Below are 18,643 nucleotides of genomic sequence, written 5' to 3'. Positions count from 1 at the left end.
TCGACATAGAAAAAGGAAGCAAAATAGCTCCCTTTTCACACGTTTATTAAAAATGGGTGAAGAGATTTCTATCGTTCAATAGCTACTATGCAATTGTTAAAAAAGGACAGACGTATCCCGTTAACAACTACATCATGAAAAATCGCACGACAAAAATAGATATAATCTAAAAATTTGGCACGTGCAGCTAAAGAACGTTTCATCTCATTCACCCCTTTCGTACGGAATTTAATACTTACTTCTTTATTATACTTTCCCATTTCATGTTTGAATAGTCATTTTTCTGAAAATAATGAAGATAGACTAAACATTTCAATAAGTGACATCAAATCTTACAAAACTGTTATGTTCACGTAATGGAAAGCGATAGTACGAAAAGATGCCTCCCTATACAATAAAGATGCAAACAAGAGAGACAACAAAAGAAGGAAACAATCATGATGAAAGAAATCGTAAAAGCAATCTTTGAGGTATTAGTGAACGGACAAGCAGTTGTAAAAGAACTAAACGAACTATAAAAAGGAGTGAGAGAATATGATGAACATGGTAAAAATGATTTTACACGCTCTAGTTGATGCAAAAGCAGTTAGCCAAGAATTAAACCAACAATAAAAAAGGGGTAAACGAATATGAAGAAAGCCATTATTGTAATAGCGAGTACAGCAATTGCCTTATACACAATAAAAAATAGAAAAAAGAAACATAATAAAAACGATCTATATTATCCATACACATTATTAAAGAAAAAATAAAAGACAAGGTACCCTGTTGTAATGAGGATATCTTGTCTTTTATTTTTCCTATTCCCTTTAAAGGATTTCCTTCTTCTTTTCACGAATGTATTAAGCGGGATTTTTACACACATTTTAAAGGGGCATATATACAAATGGATACACAACAACTATACTTTTTAAACGATATCGGCAAACAAAAACCAGAAAGCATCCGGAATAGAAGCGCTGCATGTCCTTTTTGTGACAGAGAAAATTTAACAGATATTTTAGCAACTGAGGGCTCGATTATTTGGCTGGAAAACAAATTTCCTACATTAAAAGATACATTTCAAACGGTGCTAATCGAAACCGATAATTGTGAAGATCATATTGCGACATATACAGAAGAACATATGAGATCACTAATTCGTTTCTCGATTAAACATTGGTTAGGCTTACAGAAGAATGAAGAATTCACATCTGTGATTTTATACAAAAATCACGGGCCATTCTCAGGCGGAAGTTTGCATCATGCACACATGCAGATTATCGGAATGAAATATGTAGACTATCTCGGTAACGTAGAACAGGACAACTTCCGAGGAGTAATTGTACAAAAAAACGAACGCATTGAACTCAATATTTCAGATCGTCCTATTATCGGTTTTACAGAATTTAATATCATCATTGAAGATATTGGATGCATAGATGAACTAGCAAATTATATTCAGCAAACTGTACGGTACATACTGACAGATTTCCATAAAGGATGTAGTAGTTATAACTTATTCTTCTATTACTTAAATGGAAAAATCATTTGTAAAGTTGTTCCTAGGTTTGTCGTTTCACCATTGTATGTAGGATATAAAATACCGCAAGTTTCTACAAAACTAGAAGACGTGAAAATACAACTAGCGGCGTATTTCACAAAACAAGACGACGCAATTATTCACAAAAAATAGAGTAGGTATAGAAAACCTACTCTTTTATTACACCTTTATTTCGATAGTACACATCTTCTAATCCGATGTTATACTTCATGTTATTATCCGTCCACTCTGGACCCAGATTACCTGGCCATCCAGATGTATTTGCTACATATTTTAGTAATGCAAAATCCGTCAAACCTTTCTGCACCCCGCGCTTATACCCTTTCATTAAATGCGGCATTGCAATTTGCGCATTTTTGTGCGGATCTTTCAACTCTTCATCAGTTAAATGATCTGGTGCAAGTCCACCACCACGGTGCAATTGAAACAATCCGAATGAAGTTCCGTTATCTCCAACACTTCTTGGATTTAACCGGCTTTCATGTTCGGCAATTGTAAGAGGTATCCATTCCGGAAGATTGACTTTCTTTGCTTCCTCTATAATAATTTGTTTCATCTGTTTTGCTTCTTCTGAGTCAACATAGCTTGTCTCATTCACTAACTTGCCCATTCCTTCAGACTTTCCTTGGAAATATAAGTACACCCCAAGAACAACTAAAAATCCTACAAAGAATTTCTTCACTACCTCTACCTCTTTCTCCGCTGAAATTTGTCCCCTTTCAGCCTTCTTCCCTTTACAATTACCCACACTCTATCATTCTCTTACCCTTTTATCATAGCAAATAATTACACATATTATCATCATGCTTTAGACCGATTTTGTGAAAAAACAGCTGGTAAATACGTACAAAAATGTAACTTTCATAGACTACAACGTATTTCTTGTATATAATTGTAAATTGAACTCTACATATAGAATAGGAGCAGACCAAATGAAAAAGTGCATAATACTCTTGTTCAGTATTTTACTTCTTGTCCCTATCCACACCTCTGCACAAACATCATCAAAACCAAAAGTACTTGTTTTATACAGTACAAAAGACGATAAAATTACAAATAATATTCAAATCCTTAATACTCAATTAGGACATTTTACAAACGATATAACTACGAAAAGTTTAAAAAAGGCTAATGAAATTACTAATTCATCTTCTTATACACATATTGTCTATATCGGTGAACAAAAAGAAGAATTTCCTATTGAAATAAAGCAAATTCTAGAAAATTTCTCAGGCCCAGTATTAGTTTTAGGACAAAATGTTGAACAATTATCTAATCGCTTTTCTTTCATTACGCTAAAGGATAATGATATACGAGTTAATAAAATCGAATATCCAAGTAATAAACTAAAAAACACTTTAGAAGAAGAACGATTGATTCAATCTTTTGATACAAACGGAACCGTTCTTGCTAACGCTGTAAGCTCAAATAGCAAGAGCCCACTAATCGTTCAGCGCGAAACATCTTATTACGTTGCAACGCCAAATCTCTTTGACTGGATGTCTCATTACGTCGGAGAAATGTTATTTTCTTACTTTGGACAAAAACCAACGACAAATAAGGTGGAAGCTTATTTACGTCTTGAGGATGTTCATCCAGCCGCAGACACAAATCAATTAAAAGAAATTGCTGAATTACTAAAAGAGAAAAAGATTCCTTACATGATTACAGTCATACCGGTATATAAAGATCCTGATACAGGGAAGACAATACATTTAAAAGATAAACCTGAGCTAGTTGATCTTTTACGCTCTATGCAAGATAATGGTGCAGCAATTATTATGCATGGTTATACACACCAATTTTATGATAGTGAAACTGGGGAAGGTTTTGAATTTTGGGACGTAAAAACAGACCAACCAATTCGTCAACCGAAGCATGAAAAACCAAAAACAAAAGATGACTTTCCTAATATAGAAGCATACAATGCATACGTAAAAAAAGGGGAAGAATTTGAAGAAAAATATACAACTGAGCATATTGAAAAAGGCATTCAAGAACTTGTAGATGCCAAACTATATCCTGTCGCATTTGAAGCACCCCATTACACGATGTCTCAAAAAGGATATGAAATATTATCAAGATACTTTTCAACTTATGTAGGACAACTACAGTTAAGTGATACAACTTGGAAATCCATGCACTCACCATTTTATACAAGTACCCCATCATTTTTACACGGGATGAAATTAATGCCTGAAACAGTTGGTTTTATTGAAGAAGATAAGCCACATGCTATTGCAAAGATGAAGGAACGTGCTGTATCTGTTGCTAAATTATCCGATGGAGTTATTGGTGCATTCTATCATCCTTACTTAGGTGTGAACCCATTAAAAGAAGTACTAAAGGATTTAGAAAACATTCCAAATATACAATGGATTGATTTACAAAAAGAAACAAATGAAGTGAAAATGAAAGATATTCATATTACTACTAATAAAGAGGGCATTCACGTTGAAAAACCAACAAGTGCAAGTGACGTAATGGATTATGTAAAACAATATGGATTCTTCCTTATACTTGGTTTCTTCATCATTGTCTTTCTATTTTTATTAAGACGTGCGAAAAAATTAGAATCCTAAAATAAAACCACCAAGCAAAATGCTTGGTGGTTTTTTATAACACTAATTTCCTTTAATACCTCTCGAATCATTCTCGGATGCGTCATAACATTCTCTTGAAATTCCCACGTTCCATCCGTTTCATTATGTACAGCATAAAGTTACCTTGTTTGTATCCTTTTCTCGGATTTTCAAATTGTTGTTTTTATCAATTTTATAAGGAATATTATTATCTTTTAACTTTTGTAATACACTATCATTTTCGTATACGTTTTTTTCCCAAATAATATACTTTTCATTTTTTGTATTATTGAAAAATATAACTCCACTTAAGCATAGCAATAAAACTATTAATATTGAAATTAAAATATATATTTTTTTCATGATTTGTTTATTCCTAACCTTTCATTTATTGGTTGGTCCATAATAACCACCCTTCCGGTTCTCTTATATATTTTAGTAAATCATTTCTTATTGTAATATTTTTCATCTCCCTACAAATAAAATATTACAATAAATTCCTAAAAAAACAATAATGTTCATTTATGATTTTTTTTGTTAAAATTAATTTGTATCCAAATATTTATTTAATTAAATTAACTATAAACTTCATGTATATATTTTTGAAACGAAAGACGGAACAGAGACTTTTGATAATTCTGCCGTAATGACATTAGTTGCTATTCCTAAATAAGCCCAGAATTTAAAAATGGATATGAAAATATAAGTATCGAAGACATTAATAAGTTAGTAAATCCGACAGTAGTCGTAAGTAATCTACTTCTCTCTTCATCCTTATATTGGTCAACATGTATATGGCTATCAATCCATTTCATATTTATTCCCCCATAAAAAAAACAAGAAGGGAGATCCCTTCTTGTTTTTTCATCTATATTATTTAACAATTAAGTTTGTTATGATATCAAATAATCCAATACATACTACGGCAACAGTAAAGTAGCTACAGAAATCTTTAATTGGAAACTTCACTACTTCTTCTTTACGCATCCTAGTTTTCTCCCTTCTTACTATATCCCTAATTATTTTTATCTATTTGTATCTATTATGCAAAAAATATGACAAATTTACTATCGAATTAACTTACGTAAACCTTACAATGTTGTAAGGTTTATAAAAAGAGCCTCATCTACATACAGATGAGGGCTATTAAAAAGTAGTTGGTTTTCATCCTTCATTCATATTACAAACAGAAAGTAATACAGTGAAACTTTCTAAGTACACTATATAAAATTCATTATCTTTTAACCATCGAATTACATTACAGAAGGCTTACATGTTTGTAAGCTATGTGTAATGTAATTCGATAGTTTCCCTTCGCTACATCTCATACAATAAAGTTAGAAAGTAAGCCAAATAAGAAGAACACTCACATAACCAAATTACATTGCTAGTAGCTATTCTTCTTATACCTTTCATTCATGCTACTACAATGTACCCCCTTCCCCTTTATATAATGAAGAAAGCCTTAGTCCATATGGAGACTAAGGCTTTCTTCTACACCCAAAAATACCCCTACCTAGTATTTTTATTTTCGACAAAAAATAGGTGGGGGTATAATTCGCTATCTCATCGCTAAAAGTTTACTCTTCGCATTAATAGGAATATTTACAGCTTCAATTTCTTCAATCGCCTCGCCATAGCGCCCTTTTGCATATACCTTTAATGCTTCATCTCTCTTTAACATATGCTTAACAGTCTTCTTTATTTTTTGTTCTCTGCCACGTTCGTCAAACGCAATAAATTCATATTCATACCATTCATCACCAATAGGCTGACCAATTGTATTCACAACCGTATAGTATTCTTTCGTCTTATAAAGCGGATTATATTTATCGATAACCGGTCCAAGTTTCGTAGGCAGTAACATTATTACTATCACTACCATCGCTATTATAGTAGTGATCATTTTTTTCTTCATAATAAACATTCCTCCTCAGCAGGATATATATACATCCATTTTAAAAAGAAGGAATAAAATCTACTATTGAATCTCATTACATTACACTTACATTTTTGTAAGAATTAAAAAAGGTGAACGAATTTACTCGTTCACCTTTTAGCTCGCTTTAAAGCCACCGCCAAGTACATCACGTACATCATGAATAACAACGAAAGCATCTTCATCTACTCGGCCGATAACTTGCTTTAACTTAACAAGCTCTTGTTTATTAATAACAATATATAATACTTCTTTATTTTTACCAGTATATCCGCCGCGTCCTTCTAATACAGTGACACCGCGCGTCATGTTTTTCGTAATAGCTTCACGTATTAAGTCTGGTTGATTCGAAATGATTGTAACAGCCGTTTTTGTATCCATTCCTTCTACAATGAAATCAATCACCTTTGCTCCGATGAATACTGCAACAAGTGTGTACATCGCTTTTTCTTGCCCTATTATAAATACAGAACCAGCAATAACTACGATATCAATAATAAGTACGCCTTTACCAACGCTCCACCCTAAATATTGATTTGCTAATTGTGCTAAGATTGCCGATCCCCCTGATGTACCTCCAGCTTTGAACATACAACCTAATCCGACACCGACAAATAAGCCAGCGAATAAAGCCGCTAATAACGTATCACTATTTACATGATACTCAATATGTTCCGTAACATATAAAAACAAGGATGTTTCTACAATCCCTAAAATTGTATAAACCATCGTTTTCTTATCAAAAAATTTATAACCGATAGCTAGTAAAATTGCATTTATAGCAAAGTTCACAATTCCCGGCGACCAATCAAATAAATAGTACGTAACAACCGTTACACCGATAATTCCACCCTCTGATAAACGGTTTGGAATTGCAAAGTAATTAATACCAATTGCGAATAATAATGAACCAATTGTAATTAGTGTTATTTCCTTTATACGTTGATTAACCATAGTTTATACCTCCCCCCATTTGACATTGTATCACTATCTCCTAGAGGTTTAGAAGTTGTTTTTATTACGCATTTTCACTCTTAAAGATCGAGATATTATGTTTAAACAAAGGGGTGATTAATTATTCATATTCGCTCTAACTGTACGGACAAATCGCTCCACATTCCCCTTCTGGATATACTTAGCTCGAATGGTTTCATGATTACAAGTACATTCGAAATGCGGACGAAAATCTATGCTATCTATATGCAAATATGAATAATCTTTAAATGTTGCAGGATAGTATGGAAATTTCCCGTAAAAGAGGAGACGTCTAGTAGTAGCAGCAAAAATCCCATGTTGATACGATAGCGCAAAATCATCCTTCTCAAATATCCCTACTACAAAGGCCAAAATCTTTTCATCATCCTCTATATACTTTTTCATACTCAATAAAAGTTCATTCATGCATATCCCTCCAAATACTATTTTTGAAAAGAATCCATGGATTATTACAGACCGGTTTAACTCCTTTATAAAGTATGAAACGCGTTTCCTGTCAAAGATATTTCAAAAAAATAATCCGTTATGCACTTTCCACATAACGGATTAAAACTAAACAGTAGAGCGTTCCACAAGTTCGTATGGAATTTCCAACTTTTCTTGTTTAGAACTTTCATCACTTATTTGCCTATAAAACATTTCAAAGGCCTTTTTACCTATTTCCTTTAAATTTTGATCAATGGTTGTAAGTTGTAACACTTGCGAAATAGGTTGATTATCAAAGCCAATAATCGCTAAATCTTTAGGAACTTGAATGCCTAATTTTTCAGCTTCTGTCATCACCCCAATCGCAACTTCATCTCCTGCTACTATTAACGCTTCAGGAAGATGCTGCATCTCCTTTAATTTATGAGCCACTCTCACACCATCTTCTAATGTAAAACATTCTGTGAAAATCCATTCTTCATTCACTTCTTCATCTATAGATTGCAATTGCTGTTTATAAACATCAAAACGCTTTTGACTACTCGGTCCTAATTTCCTTCCCGTGCAATAACCAATTTTTTCATAACCTTTCTTGATTAAATAATCCATTCCTAATTGAAAAGCGGCCGAATGATTCGTATATACACTTGATATATTTGAAATATCATTATCTTCACAAGCGACAATTGCCCCATAGGAAGCATACGGCTCTATCGTTTCCCAATCATTTGCACGAGAACAAATAATAAGACCATCCAATTGTTTTGTTTTTAACATATGTAAACTTTTCATTTCTTCTTTTTTATTATAATTCGTTTGGCAAAGTAGCACTCTGTAATTATGAGCTAACGCCACCTCCATCATCCCGCCCACCATCGCATCAAAGCATGGATGATTAATATACGGTAAAATCACACCAACAATATTCGTTTTCCCTTTTGATAAATGAACAGCATTTGCGTTTTGCGAGTAATTCAATTTCTCAACTATCTCTATAACCGCTTTCCTTTTTTCTTCACTTACATACGGATGATCATTCAATACTCTCGAAACAGTCGTAACTGAAACTCCCGCCATCTTTGCAATATCTTTAATATTAGCCATACACTCACCTCTACTTTTAAATTAATGAATTCCATGCACATATGTCAAATCTACTCATCATTACACCTACATTCGTTTTTCTTACAAAAGTGTAATTTTCCTGTAAGCTAATTCGATAGTGACTCCCCGCAATATTTCATACAATTAAGTCAGAAGGAAACAACAACTATTCGAAAAGGAGCAGATTCATATGATGAACAAAGTGAAATCAAACAATTTTTTAAATACAATGGGCATGGTATTATCCGCTCTAATCGATGCTAAAGCTGTTGCTTCTACATTAAACAAGTAAGGAGAATTCATTATGAACAATATCACTTTTAACAAATTAGATTTTTTAGGACTAGCTAGCGGATCAGTTCTTCTTACTGCTTTCATTTACGCCGCTACGCTCATATAAATTTCGTGTCCCCTTTCCCCTTTATTATAAATAGTAATAGAAAAGACGACCGTCTATGCCCGGTCGTCTTTTCTTATTTTTGATTTGATTGCAAAGTTTCCTTTAGCTCCTCAAACTTCTCATTTAATTGATCTGTCATCATTTTCATCGCTGTTTTTCGATCTATTTGTTCTTCAGCATCAATTTGAATTGGGTCTCCAAAAATCAATTGCGCCTTTTTCCCCTTTATTAATTCTTTTACACTTGATGGACCAACATAAGCTGCCGGTACTAACGGGACATTAGAACGTAGCGCAATCGTAACAGCTCCAGCTTTTAATGAAACGTCTTCTGTTGATCGCGTTCCACTTGGGAAGATCCCTACTACTTTGCCTTCCTTTAATAAGCGTGACGGAATTTTGAGTGTGCTCGGTCCTGGATTTGCACGATCTACAGGGAATGCATTCACATTTTTAAAGAACCAATTTTTGAACTTCCCTTCAAATAATTCTTTTTTAGCCATGTAATGAATTTGGGTCGGATACATCCCTGTAGCTAACATTAATACATCCATAAAACTTGTATGTGTACACGCAACAACATACGGGCCGCCTTCTGGTAACTTTTCTCTTCCTTGCACTTCTACTTTTCCAGCTGTTTTAAATATATATTTCAACAAAAATGTAATTGGTTTATACATTTGTTTCGTTCCTTTCTGAACATCCGAATTATAATCATTCTCTTACAACGATTATAACACTAAGTTTTAGGAGTTAGTAATAAAAATGAGTATTAATTGTTAAATTTCAATTCTTACAAAAGTGTAATTTTCTTGTAAGCTAATTCGATAGTTACTTCTTGCAATATTTCATACAATTAAGTCAGAAGGAAACAACAACTATTCGAAAAGGAGCGGATCAATATGATGAACAAGATGAAAACGAACAATTTTTTAAATACAATGGGCACGGTATTTTCCGCTCTAATCGACGCAAAAGCTGTTTCTTCTACATTAAACAAGTAAGGAGAATTCATTATGAACAATATCACTTTTAACAAATTAGATTTTTTAGGATTAGCTAGCGGCTCTCTTCTTCTTACTGCTTTTATTTACGCTGCTACGCTTGTATAACTTTGTGTCCCCTTTCCCCTTTATATAGAAAAAGACGACCGTCTATGCCCGGTCGTCTTTTTAAATGTTTCTTTCTTTTAACTCTTTTAAGAGCTGTATCATTTCAGCTTGTTGTTTTATCTTCTTACGACCATTTCGGTTAATCGCTGCAAGCTCACAAGCAACTCCGACAGCAAAGAAAAACAATACACTTTCTAACATGTGAAATCCTCCAATTGCCTACTAAACAGCTTGGCGTAATTGCTCTTCTTGTAAAACCTTCTTATTTATATTTTTTTCTTTTCTCTGACAAACGTTATTGCGAATAAGTGCTGCAATAACAAGTAAAGTTCCTACAATATCAAACATCGTTATTTTGTATCCTTGCATCATCATAATCATTAAAGTCGTAATCGGTACAAAGTTAATAAATAAAATCCCATTAATAGATGATAAAATCTTCACACCATAATTCCAAGCGAGTAACGCTACGATTCCCGGTAATGTCATCATAAACAATAAATCATATTTCACGATAGAAATCGTTCCCATACTCGGAATCGATACATATCCAAGTGATGTAATAATTACAGTTATAATCCCTGTGACAGTCGTACCGAATACACACGTCAACGTAGAATAACGTAATGTTGACCAATCGCTACACGTTTGACCACCCATCGTATAAATAACCCAGCCTACAACTCCAACAAATATACATGCTAGTGAAAACATGTTATCTTTCAACGTTAAAAAGAAACCCATATCACCTTTTGTAATAACAAATATAGCTCCTACAAAAGCGATAATCATACTCGTTATCATATACTTTTTCGGTTTTACATGCTTATATCCCCATAGAATACAAATAGAAATCATCGGCATAAGTGCTTCCATAATGGAGGCTACCATCACACCTGATTTCCCCATTAACATTTGACCTAAAAATATAAGTACATTATATACAGTAAACGCCATCATCCCGAAAAAGACGAGTAACTTTCCTCTTCCCTCTAAACGAAATGCCTGCCTTCCTTCTTTCGCTAACAACAATACAATCAGTACGATTGCCACCGCTCCATAGCGAATAAGAGAAAAATAAAATGGATCTATGTATTCTAGCGCATGATCAGCAACTGGAAACATTGCTCCCCATGACATACTTGCAATTAAACACGCTAAAGCCCCTATTATCATTTGACCTTTTTTCACCACAATCCCCCACCTCTTTCTATTTGCACAAAGAGAATTGTAAAAGAAAAAATATATCACGTAAAATGATTCGAAATGATGTTAACTATCACTTATAATGATAGTTAACATCAAGGAGGAGCATAAAATGGAATTAAGAGACTTACAAATCTTCCAAAGCGTTGCCGACCAAGGCAGTGTAAGCGGCGCAGCAAAGGAATTAAACTACGTACAATCAAATGTAACTGCACGTATTAAACAATTAGAAAACGAACTAAAAACACCGCTCTTTTATCGTCATAAACGAGGTATGACTTTAACAGCCGAAGGAAGAAAAATGCTCGTTTATGTTCATAAAATTTTGCAAGATGTTGACGAGCTAAAACAAGTATTTTTAGATAGTGAAACACCCTCCGGTATATTAAAAATTGGTACAGTCGAGACAGTAAGTACATTACCTACCATCTTATCTTCTTACTATAAACGCTATCCGAATGTCGATTTATCATTACAAGCCGGTCTAACAGAAGAATTGATTAGAGAAGTCCTTAATCATCAATTAGATGGTGCCTTTATATCAGGTCCAATTAAACATCCACTAATCGAACAATATGATGTTAGTACAGAGAAATTAATGCTTGTAACACAAAATAAAGCTTTTCATATTGAAGAATTTACAACCACACCCCTCCTCGTTTTTAACCAAGGATGTGGATACCGTTCCAAACTAGAACGATGGCTGAAAGATGAAGGTTTGCTACCAAAAAGAATTATGGAATTTAATATATTAGAGACCATATTAAACAGTGTTGCACTCGGCCTTGGAATTACACTCGTACCACAGTCCGCTGTCCACCATCTTTCTAAAGCTGGTAAGGTACATTGTCATGCAATCCCTGAAAAATATGGTAGTATTTCAACGGTTTTCATACGCCGTAAAGATAGCTATATGACGAATTCAATGCGTAGCTTTTTAAAAACAATTGAAGAGCATCATCATATCAATATGCTTTAATAGACATTCTTACACGAATGTCTTTTTTTCTTACAAAAGTGTAAACCTTCCGTAAGCTAATTCGATAGTTGCAGGCGATCATATTCCCTATAATTAAGATATAAAGCAGGGCAATAACAATTCGAAAAGGAGCGGATACGCATGATGAACAAAATGAAATCAAACAAATTTTTAAATACAATGGGCATGGTGCTATCCGCACTTGTCGATGCAAAAGCCGTTGCAACTACATTAAACAAATAAGGAGAGATTATAATGAACAACATTACTTTCAACAAATCAGACTTTACCCCGCATTAACGGGCAGTAAGACTTCCACTTCAAAATCCAACGAAATCAAAGAAGTTAGGTTTGGAATCAACTGCCCGTAAAGCCCGATTGGTTCAACTAATAATCAGTGAGGGATACCCCGTCCTCATTGATTAAAGTTTCACTTTATCGGACTTGCAAGTGGAGCTACTCTTCTTACAGCTTTCATTTACACACTTGCTCAAGGTCTTGTTTAATACTTTGTTTCCCCAAAACCCTTTATAGATAGAAAAAGCTGCTCGTCTTATAGACAAGCAGCTTTTTAGTTTATCCCGCTTTAATGGGCAGTAAGACCTCCACCTCAAAATTCGACGAAAGCAAAGAAGTTAGGTGGGGGGCGGGCTGCCCATTAAAGTCCGATTGGTGAGGGATAGAACCCCCCACTGATTAAAGTTTTAGTTTATTTCATATATAATTTGACCTGTTTTCGTCATATCGTATCCGCCAATTGCTTTTAATTCATTATGAAATTCTTCCGATTGCAGAATATCTTTCACGACTTCAATCAGCTCTTCATTTTCTTTATTCTTCAAAATCACCAAATCATACTGTTCTTTCATGATTGGAATAAAATCTACATTTACAATTTGCGAAAACTTTTCTGATCCTACTCCCACATCAGCTTTTCCATTCGCGACTTGCGTGGCAACACCAAGATGATTCGATTCTTCCCATTCATATCCACTAATACGTTCTTTATTTAACTTTTGAATGCGCAATTGTTCATCGACTAACACCCTAATACCAGAACCTTTTTCTCGATTTACAAATCGTATAGATGATTGAGATAAATCAGCCCATGTTTTTATATTTTTAGGATTTCCCTTTTGCACATAAAACCCGACGTTCCTTGCTAATAAATTAATCATAGTACATGGTTGTCCAACTAAAATACGTTTTACGTAAGGAACATTATATGTACCCGTTTCTCCATCAAACAAATGAAGACTAACAATACTTCCTTCTCCTTGATACATTTTTATTAAACTCGTTAAACTACCTTGATATGCCCTTAATATATTTGAACTTGGCAGGCGATTTTCTATACGTTTTGCCAACATATCTAACGTTAGTTCTTGTCCGCTAATAATACATGTATCCAAGCCTCTACTATCTTCGCTCTTTACAGGAGTACCTTGTATTTTCCCTGTTTTCATTTGCTTTATATATTGTTCTAAATCTGTTGCATCAATGCGCATCTGTCTACCGATTCTATAAGAAGGCAGTTTTCCTTTTTTAATTAGATCGTATACAGTTAATTTTGATACTTTTAATCGCTTCGCTACTTCTTCCGTTGTGTAGGAATGATGATCCATAGACGATTCCTCACTTTCTTCCTTCATTGTAACAAAGAAAAGAATATTTCTCCTATATTTTAAAAACAACTACATCGTTCAAATTATATTCAATTATAACTAGTTATATTTAGTTATATTTAGTTATATTTAGTTATAATTAAATATGTCAAAACGAAAGGGGATTTTTTTATGAACAAGTTTACATTACGATCCATCGGAGCACTTATACTTTCTTTTCTTCTTATATTTAGTGCTGCATGTACAAGCGGCGAAAAGAAAGAGAAATCAACTGCTAAAGAAGGAAAAACAGTAGAACTTACTATATCAGCTGCTGCAAGCTTACAAGATGCACTAAAAGAAATTGAAACAAAATATAAAGAAAAAGAACCTAATATTAAACTTTCTTTTAACTTCGGTGCTTCTGGTGCACTTCAACAACAAATTGAGCAAGGTGCACCTGCTGATTTATTCTTCTCAGCAGCCGAAGATAAATTCCAAACCCTTGTTAAAAAAGGATTTATTAATGAAAAAGAAGGGAAAAATCTTCTTGGAAATGAACTCGTTCTAGTCGTCCCAAAAGATAGTTCTCTTACAAAAATTCAAGATTTAAAAGATGAAAAAATTAAGAAGATCGCACTTGGTACACCTGAATCAGTACCTGCTGGAAAATATGCAAAGGCTTCTCTCACACATGAAAATCTATGGAATGATATTCAAAATAAAATCGTATTTACAAAAGATGTTCGCCAAGTGTTAACATATGTAGAAACAGGTAATGTCGATGCTGGTATTGTATACAAAACAGATGCTCTTATTTCAAACAAAGTAAAAATTGGTGAGACAGCAGCAGCGACTTCTCATGAGCCAATTCACTATCCTTTAGGTGTTATAAAAGAATCTAAGCACAAGAAAGAGGCGACCTCATTTTATGAGTATTTGCAGTCAAAAGATGCACAATCTATCTTTAAGAAATATGGATTTACAGTCCTATCCTAATTGCCATGAGCTTTGATGCTATTTTGTCACCAATCTTTCTATCTTTACGAGTAGCTGCATGCGCCACCCTGATCGTTACAATTTTAGGAACGATAATTGGACGAGTGCTAGCACGCTCCTCATGGAGATATAAAGTAATATTAGAAACTATTTTCTTATTACCAATGGTGCTTCCACCAACCGTAATCGGCTTTTTTCTCATTATCATTTTTGGAAATAATAGTCCCATTGGAGCGTGGGTAGAATCAATATTTCAGCAGTCTATTATGTTCACATCTACTGCTGCTATCATCGCTTCTACAGTTGTTGCATTTCCGCTTATGTATCAATCAGCAAAAACAGGATTTTCTATCGCAAATGTACAAATTGAAGAAAGTGCTCGTGATCTTGGTGCAAGTGAATATCAAGTTTTTCTACACGTCACACTCCCGCTTGCATTTCCTGCCTTACTAAGCGGAATGATTTTGAGCTTTGTTCGTGCACTAGGGGAATTTGGTGCTACACTCATGTTTGCCGGAAATATTCCTGGTAAAACACAGACTATCCCAACTGCAATTTATATGGCGATTGATGCAAGTAATATGCAACTTGCTTGGACACTAGTAGTTATCACTATTAGTATGTCACTCCTATTTCTGCTATGTATTCAGCTTATTAATAAAAGAATTACTAACCCTTAAAGCAGCTTCTGTCGAAGCTGCTTCTTTATTTCTTAGGAAATAAAATATACTAACGGGAAATAACTGAATTTTACCTCTTATTAAAATATACATTTTATTTGAATTCACTTTCTAAAATAGGCAATTTCCTGTTATTATATGGAGGTGTTTCAAAAAATGAAGAAATGAAAACGCATTTATATCGTGAATTCTTCATCCTGTTTTAGCGATCGGTAATCTTCTACTCTATTAGTGGGGCATTACCGATCGTTAGAACGATATGTAATTATATTGGTATAGAAAACCGAAGGGAGTCTTGTAATGGACATTTTATTAGCGCTTCTTCCTGCAATTGCATGGGGAAACATCTTATTAGTAAGCGTAAAAATGGGCGGTGGTGCATATAGCCAAACGGTAGGTATGACAATCGGTGCTCTATTCTTCGCAACAATTATGTATGTATTTACTCAACCAGCTTTAACAATGACAGTCTTGATTGTTGGTTTTATTTCAGGTTTATTCTGGGCATTAGGACAAGTAAACCAATTAAAAACAGTTGAAAAACTAGGTGTTTCAACTACTGTAACGATTTCTACTGGTATGCAACTTGTTGCAACTTCTATCTTTGGGGTTATCGCTTTCCGTGAGTGGACTACTACAACAACGATTGTTCTGGGAACGATTGCAATCCTATTAATCGTAGTTGGTGTTGTATTCACATCACTAGATGACAAAGAAAATGCACAGCCACCAGGACAATTGAAAAAAGGACTTCTTACTTTAATTGTTTCTACTTTCGGCTACCTTGTATATGTAATTATTATTCGTTGGTATAATATCGATGGTTGGTCTGCTATTTTACCACAAGCAGTTGGTATGTTTGTTGGTGCGGTTGTACTGACATCTAAACATAAGCCATTTAACAAATATGCAATCCGTAATGCTTTATCTGGTTTACTATGGGGAACTGGAAACTTATTCTTACTTCTTTCATTACCACGTGTCGGAGTAGCAACAAGCTTCCCATTATCTCAAACTGGAATCGTTATCTCAACATTCGGTGCGATTGTCTTCTTAGGTGAAAAGAAAACAAAACGTCAATTGATCTTTATTGCACTAGGTAGTGTTTTAATTATCGGCGGCGCTGTATTGTTAGGTATGACAAAAGCATAAACTTATAATCTATTAATCCCTGAAGCAATTATGCTTCAGGGATTTTTTATTACAACTATTTTTTAAATATAATAATCTTTATAGCCTTATTTGTATCACCTCTCCTCCCTCCCATTCCATTCTTTTCACGATAAGTCTTTTCTTTTTACAAAATTCTCTTAAAAATGGTATCGTTTTTTATAACATATCTCCACTAGAAAGGAATAAAGGATATGCTAACTAAACATCGAATTCTATTTATTGGTGCTGGTCGTATGGCAGAAGCTATATTTTCCGGATTACTTAAAACAAGCGAAGAATACATCGAAGAAATTATCGTTTCTAACCGAAGCAACGTAAAAAAGCTAGAACAATTACAAGCACGATATAATGTGTCTACTGCAACAGATTGGAAGCAGCATGTTACATCTGTTGATACGATTGTTTTAGCAATGCCACCTTCTGCACATGAAGAATTATTAGCAGAATTATCTCCGTTACTATCGAATCAACTTGTCGTAACGGTAGCCGCTGGCATTGGCCCATCTTATTTAGAAGAAAGACTTCCCGGGGGAACACCTGTTGCTTGGATTATGCCAAACACAGCTGCTGAAATTGGAAAGTCTATCTCCTTATATACAATGGGACGATCAGTAAACGAGATGCATCAAGAAACCCTGCAACTGCTTTTAAGAGGCATTGGTACTTCGCAACTTTGTACTGAAGAGGAAGTTCATCAGCTTACTGCAGTTACTGGAAGTGCACCAGCTTTCCTTTATTACTTTGCTGAAAGCTTAATTGAAGCAACAAAAAGTTATGGAGTCGATGAAGCAACCGCAAAACACCTTGTCATTCAAATGATTTCCGGTTCTGCTTCTATGCTTGAACAAACGCAAGATCCAGCTAACCTCCGCGAACAAGTAACAACACCAGGTGGTTCCACAGCTGAGGGTCTCAAAGCTTTATATGAATATAATTTTTCAGAGGCAATTCAAAAAGCAGTAGAAGCAACAAACAAAAAAGCTAGGGGGAAATAATATGAATTTAACAAGTTTAAAAGACTATACAACATTACATAACGGTGTAAAAATGCCTTGGTTTGGTTTAGGTGTTTTTAAAGTAGAAGATGGTTCAGAAGTAATTGAATCTGTAAAAGCAGCAATTAAAAATGGCTACCGCAGCATTGATACTGCAGCAATTTATCAAAACGAAGAAGGCGTTGGAAAGGCGATCCGTGAATCAGGTGTTTCACGTGAAGAATTATTTATTACATCAAAAGTGTGGAATAGCGATCAAGGGTATGAAACAACACTTCAAGCATTTGAAACTACATTAGAGAAATTAGGCCTAGAATATTTAGATTTATATTTAGTACATTGGCCTGTAAAAGGGAAATATACTGAATCATGGAAAGCATTAGAAAAGCTTTATAAAGACGGCCGTGTTCGCGCTATCGGTGTGAGTAATTTCCATATTCACCACTTACAAGACGTATTTGAAATTGCTGAAATTAAGCCAATGGTCAACCAAGTGGAATATCACCCACGTTTAGCACAAGAAGAGCTGCATACTTTCTGTAAAGAACATAACATTCAACTTGAAGCTTGGTCACCATTAATGCAAGGCCAACTGCTAGACAATCCAACATTACAAGACATTGCAACAAAATATAATAAATCAACTGCACAAGTTATTTTACGCTGGGATCTACAAAACGAAGTTGTAACAATCCCTAAATCTATTAAAGAACATCGCATTATTGAAAATGCAAATATATTCGATTTTGAATTAAGTGCTGATGACATGCAAGCAATTCAAGCTTTAAATGAAGATCGTCGCGTTGGTCCAGACCCAGATAACTTTAATTTCTAATAGAAAAACCACTGCTATATGCAGTGGTTTTTTTCATCAAAGAAAACTGAAAATTTAAACTATATTTCATT

At 34.2% G+C, this 18,643-nt stretch carries 21 protein-coding genes and 3 pseudogenes; 12 read left to right on the top strand and 12 right to left on the bottom strand.

Features of this window, described 5'->3' with window-relative positions:
* Nucleotides 1-68 precede the first annotated feature (68 nt).
* Nucleotides 69-203 (bottom strand): RAxF-45 family protein, encoded by a 135-nt coding sequence (locus tag PDL00_RS30070; RefSeq protein WP_046956655.1) that lies wholly within the window; start codon nt 201-203, stop codon nt 69-71.
* Nucleotides 204-629: 426 nt separating this feature from the next.
* Between PDL00_RS30070 and PDL00_RS30065 the strand changes: the two genes are divergently transcribed.
* Both PDL00_RS30065 and PDL00_RS30060 read left to right on the top strand, forming a co-directional pair.
* Complete coding sequence (locus tag PDL00_RS30065) at nt 630-752, top strand: hypothetical protein (RefSeq protein ID WP_000709145.1); 123 nt, start codon at nt 630-632, stop codon at nt 750-752.
* Between the two features lie 134 nt (nt 753-886).
* Complete coding sequence (locus PDL00_RS30060; protein ID WP_242257394.1) at nt 887-1,675, top strand: DUF4931 domain-containing protein; 789 nt, start codon at nt 887-889, stop codon at nt 1,673-1,675.
* A gap of 16 nt (nt 1,676-1,691) precedes the next feature.
* On the opposite strand, the gene PDL00_RS30055 is transcribed toward PDL00_RS30060, so the two are convergent.
* Entirely contained in the window at nt 1,692-2,225 is a 534-nt protein-coding gene (locus tag PDL00_RS30055) for a transglycosylase SLT domain-containing protein (RefSeq protein ID WP_242257397.1), read from the bottom strand.
* A gap of 250 nt (nt 2,226-2,475) precedes the next feature.
* Between PDL00_RS30055 and PDL00_RS30050 the strand changes: the two genes are divergently transcribed.
* Nucleotides 2,476-4,125 carry a polysaccharide deacetylase family protein gene (locus tag PDL00_RS30050; protein ID WP_270733273.1) on the top strand — a complete coding sequence of 550 codons (1,650 nt, stop codon included), beginning with the start codon at nt 2,476-2,478 and terminating at the stop codon, nt 4,123-4,125.
* Between the two features lie 29 nt (nt 4,126-4,154).
* Here PDL00_RS30050 and PDL00_RS30045 read toward each other — a convergent pair.
* The 6 genes and pseudogenes from PDL00_RS30045 to PDL00_RS30020 all read right to left on the bottom strand — a co-directional run.
* Nucleotides 4,155-4,247 (bottom strand): annotated as a pseudogene (locus tag PDL00_RS30045) (TatD family hydrolase); the annotation flags it as partial.
* Nucleotides 4,248-4,874: 627 nt separating this feature from the next.
* A pseudogene (locus PDL00_RS30040) lies at nt 4,875-4,997 on the bottom strand (TatD family hydrolase); the annotation flags it as partial.
* Between the two features lie 689 nt (nt 4,998-5,686).
* Complete coding sequence (locus PDL00_RS30035) at nt 5,687-6,043, bottom strand: YxeA family protein (RefSeq protein ID WP_088022593.1); 357 nt, start codon at nt 6,041-6,043, stop codon at nt 5,687-5,689.
* A 138-nt stretch (nt 6,044-6,181) separates the two neighbouring features.
* Nucleotides 6,182-7,018: a YitT family protein gene (locus tag PDL00_RS30030; RefSeq protein WP_242257387.1), complete on the bottom strand. Its 837-nt coding sequence runs from the start codon at nt 7,016-7,018 to the stop codon at nt 6,182-6,184.
* A 117-nt stretch (nt 7,019-7,135) separates the two neighbouring features.
* The gene (locus PDL00_RS30025; RefSeq protein ID WP_242257386.1) at nt 7,136-7,465 is read right to left on the bottom strand and encodes a PH domain-containing protein; all 330 of its coding nucleotides are present in this window, start codon (nt 7,463-7,465) and stop codon (nt 7,136-7,138) included.
* 147 nt (nt 7,466-7,612) lie between these two features.
* Complete coding sequence (locus PDL00_RS30020; protein ID WP_270733270.1) at nt 7,613-8,590, bottom strand: LacI family DNA-binding transcriptional regulator; 978 nt, start codon at nt 8,588-8,590, stop codon at nt 7,613-7,615.
* A 304-nt stretch (nt 8,591-8,894) separates the two neighbouring features.
* On the opposite strand from PDL00_RS30020, the gene PDL00_RS30015 reads away from it, so the two are divergent.
* The gene (locus PDL00_RS30015) at nt 8,895-8,990 is read left to right on the top strand and encodes a DUF3948 family protein (RefSeq protein WP_070127837.1); all 96 of its coding nucleotides are present in this window, start codon (nt 8,895-8,897) and stop codon (nt 8,988-8,990) included.
* 73 nt (nt 8,991-9,063) lie between these two features.
* On the opposite strand, the gene PDL00_RS30010 is transcribed toward PDL00_RS30015, so the two are convergent.
* Nucleotides 9,064-9,669 carry a lysophospholipid acyltransferase family protein gene (locus PDL00_RS30010; protein WP_000277789.1) on the bottom strand — a complete coding sequence of 202 codons (606 nt, stop codon included), beginning with the start codon at nt 9,667-9,669 and terminating at the stop codon, nt 9,064-9,066.
* A gap of 336 nt (nt 9,670-10,005) precedes the next feature.
* Between PDL00_RS30010 and PDL00_RS30005 the strand changes: the two genes are divergently transcribed.
* Nucleotides 10,006-10,101 (top strand): DUF3948 family protein, encoded by a 96-nt coding sequence (locus PDL00_RS30005; protein WP_001060007.1) that lies wholly within the window; start codon nt 10,006-10,008, stop codon nt 10,099-10,101.
* A gap of 60 nt (nt 10,102-10,161) precedes the next feature.
* Here the strand turns inward: PDL00_RS30005 and PDL00_RS30000 are convergent, their stop codons facing one another.
* Together PDL00_RS30000 and PDL00_RS29995 are read right to left on the bottom strand one after the other, a co-directional pair.
* On the bottom strand, nt 10,162-10,302 hold the full coding sequence (locus PDL00_RS30000) for a YrzO family protein (RefSeq protein ID WP_061677922.1): 141 nt from the start codon (nt 10,300-10,302) through the stop codon (nt 10,162-10,164).
* Nucleotides 10,303-10,323: 21 nt separating this feature from the next.
* Nucleotides 10,324-11,292, bottom strand: coding sequence for a DMT family transporter (locus PDL00_RS29995; protein ID WP_270733267.1), 969 nt, complete (start codon nt 11,290-11,292; stop codon nt 10,324-10,326).
* Between the two features lie 127 nt (nt 11,293-11,419).
* On the opposite strand from PDL00_RS29995, the gene PDL00_RS29990 reads away from it, so the two are divergent.
* Both PDL00_RS29990 and PDL00_RS29985 read left to right on the top strand, forming a co-directional pair.
* Nucleotides 11,420-12,286 carry a LysR family transcriptional regulator gene (locus tag PDL00_RS29990; protein ID WP_061677920.1) on the top strand — a complete coding sequence of 289 codons (867 nt, stop codon included), beginning with the start codon at nt 11,420-11,422 and terminating at the stop codon, nt 12,284-12,286.
* 425 nt (nt 12,287-12,711) lie between these two features.
* Nucleotides 12,712-12,792 (top strand): annotated as a pseudogene (locus tag PDL00_RS29985) (DUF3948 family protein); the annotation flags it as partial.
* Between the two features lie 198 nt (nt 12,793-12,990).
* Here PDL00_RS29985 and PDL00_RS29980 read toward each other — a convergent pair.
* Nucleotides 12,991-13,938, bottom strand: a complete 948-nt coding sequence (locus PDL00_RS29980) for a helix-turn-helix transcriptional regulator (RefSeq protein ID WP_242255689.1) — start codon at nt 13,936-13,938, stop codon at nt 12,991-12,993.
* 144 nt (nt 13,939-14,082) lie between these two features.
* On the opposite strand from PDL00_RS29980, the gene modA reads away from it, so the two are divergent.
* From modA to PDL00_RS29955, 5 genes are all read left to right on the top strand, one after another.
* The gene (modA, locus tag PDL00_RS29975; RefSeq protein WP_076542571.1) at nt 14,083-14,889 is read left to right on the top strand and encodes a molybdate ABC transporter substrate-binding protein; all 807 of its coding nucleotides are present in this window, start codon (nt 14,083-14,085) and stop codon (nt 14,887-14,889) included.
* Between the two features lie 5 nt (nt 14,890-14,894).
* The gene (gene modB, locus PDL00_RS29970; RefSeq protein WP_270733263.1) at nt 14,895-15,569 is read left to right on the top strand and encodes a molybdate ABC transporter permease subunit; all 675 of its coding nucleotides are present in this window, start codon (nt 14,895-14,897) and stop codon (nt 15,567-15,569) included.
* A gap of 300 nt (nt 15,570-15,869) precedes the next feature.
* Entirely contained in the window at nt 15,870-16,721 is an 852-nt protein-coding gene (locus PDL00_RS29965; protein ID WP_000353549.1) for a GRP family sugar transporter, read from the top strand.
* A gap of 212 nt (nt 16,722-16,933) precedes the next feature.
* Nucleotides 16,934-17,737 (top strand): pyrroline-5-carboxylate reductase, encoded by an 804-nt coding sequence (gene proC, locus PDL00_RS29960; protein WP_242255685.1) that lies wholly within the window; start codon nt 16,934-16,936, stop codon nt 17,735-17,737.
* Between the two features lies 1 nt (nt 17,738).
* Complete coding sequence (locus PDL00_RS29955; protein WP_270733261.1) at nt 17,739-18,572, top strand: aldo/keto reductase; 834 nt, start codon at nt 17,739-17,741, stop codon at nt 18,570-18,572.
* The last annotated feature ends 71 nt before the right edge of the window (nt 18,573-18,643 follow it).

Source organism: Bacillus cereus group sp. TH152-1LC (genome assembly GCF_027710505.1).
Lineage (GTDB): Bacteria > Bacillota > Bacilli > Bacillales > Bacillaceae_G > Bacillus_A > Bacillus_A mobilis.
The sequence above is the reverse complement of the archived record's forward strand: the minus strand, read 5'-3'. Positions and strand labels throughout refer to the sequence as shown.

Excerpts from the sequence above, each read along its gene's own strand:
- PDL00_RS30060 (WP_242257394.1), top strand. The coding sequence starts at position 887 with ATGGATACACAACAACTATACTTTTTAAACGATATCGGCAAACAAAAA.
- PDL00_RS29980 (WP_242255689.1), bottom strand. The coding sequence starts at position 13,938 with ATGAAGGAAGAAAGTGAGGAATCGTCTATGGATCATCATTCCTACACA.
- PDL00_RS30065 (WP_000709145.1), top strand. The coding sequence starts at position 630 with ATGAAGAAAGCCATTATTGTAATAGCGAGTACAGCAATTGCCTTATAC.
- PDL00_RS30005 (WP_001060007.1), top strand. The coding sequence starts at position 10,006 with ATGAACAATATCACTTTTAACAAATTAGATTTTTTAGGATTAGCTAGC.
- PDL00_RS30070 (WP_046956655.1), bottom strand. The coding sequence starts at position 203 with ATGAAACGTTCTTTAGCTGCACGTGCCAAATTTTTAGATTATATCTAT.
- PDL00_RS29955 (WP_270733261.1), top strand. The coding sequence starts at position 17,739 with ATGAATTTAACAAGTTTAAAAGACTATACAACATTACATAACGGTGTA.
- modB (WP_270733263.1), top strand. The coding sequence starts at position 14,895 with ATGAGCTTTGATGCTATTTTGTCACCAATCTTTCTATCTTTACGAGTA.
- PDL00_RS29965 (WP_000353549.1), top strand. The coding sequence starts at position 15,870 with ATGGACATTTTATTAGCGCTTCTTCCTGCAATTGCATGGGGAAACATC.
- PDL00_RS30050 (WP_270733273.1), top strand. The coding sequence starts at position 2,476 with ATGAAAAAGTGCATAATACTCTTGTTCAGTATTTTACTTCTTGTCCCT.
- PDL00_RS30030 (WP_242257387.1), bottom strand. The coding sequence starts at position 7,018 with ATGGTTAATCAACGTATAAAGGAAATAACACTAATTACAATTGGTTCA.
- PDL00_RS30015 (WP_070127837.1), top strand. The coding sequence starts at position 8,895 with ATGAACAATATCACTTTTAACAAATTAGATTTTTTAGGACTAGCTAGC.
- PDL00_RS29990 (WP_061677920.1), top strand. The coding sequence starts at position 11,420 with ATGGAATTAAGAGACTTACAAATCTTCCAAAGCGTTGCCGACCAAGGC.
- PDL00_RS30020 (WP_270733270.1), bottom strand. The coding sequence starts at position 8,590 with ATGGCTAATATTAAAGATATTGCAAAGATGGCGGGAGTTTCAGTTACG.
- PDL00_RS30035 (WP_088022593.1), bottom strand. The coding sequence starts at position 6,043 with ATGAAGAAAAAAATGATCACTACTATAATAGCGATGGTAGTGATAGTA.
- modA (WP_076542571.1), top strand. The coding sequence starts at position 14,083 with ATGAACAAGTTTACATTACGATCCATCGGAGCACTTATACTTTCTTTT.
- PDL00_RS30010 (WP_000277789.1), bottom strand. The coding sequence starts at position 9,669 with ATGTATAAACCAATTACATTTTTGTTGAAATATATATTTAAAACAGCT.
- proC (WP_242255685.1), top strand. The coding sequence starts at position 16,934 with ATGCTAACTAAACATCGAATTCTATTTATTGGTGCTGGTCGTATGGCA.
- PDL00_RS30025 (WP_242257386.1), bottom strand. The coding sequence starts at position 7,465 with ATGAATGAACTTTTATTGAGTATGAAAAAGTATATAGAGGATGATGAA.
- PDL00_RS30000 (WP_061677922.1), bottom strand. The coding sequence starts at position 10,302 with ATGTTAGAAAGTGTATTGTTTTTCTTTGCTGTCGGAGTTGCTTGTGAG.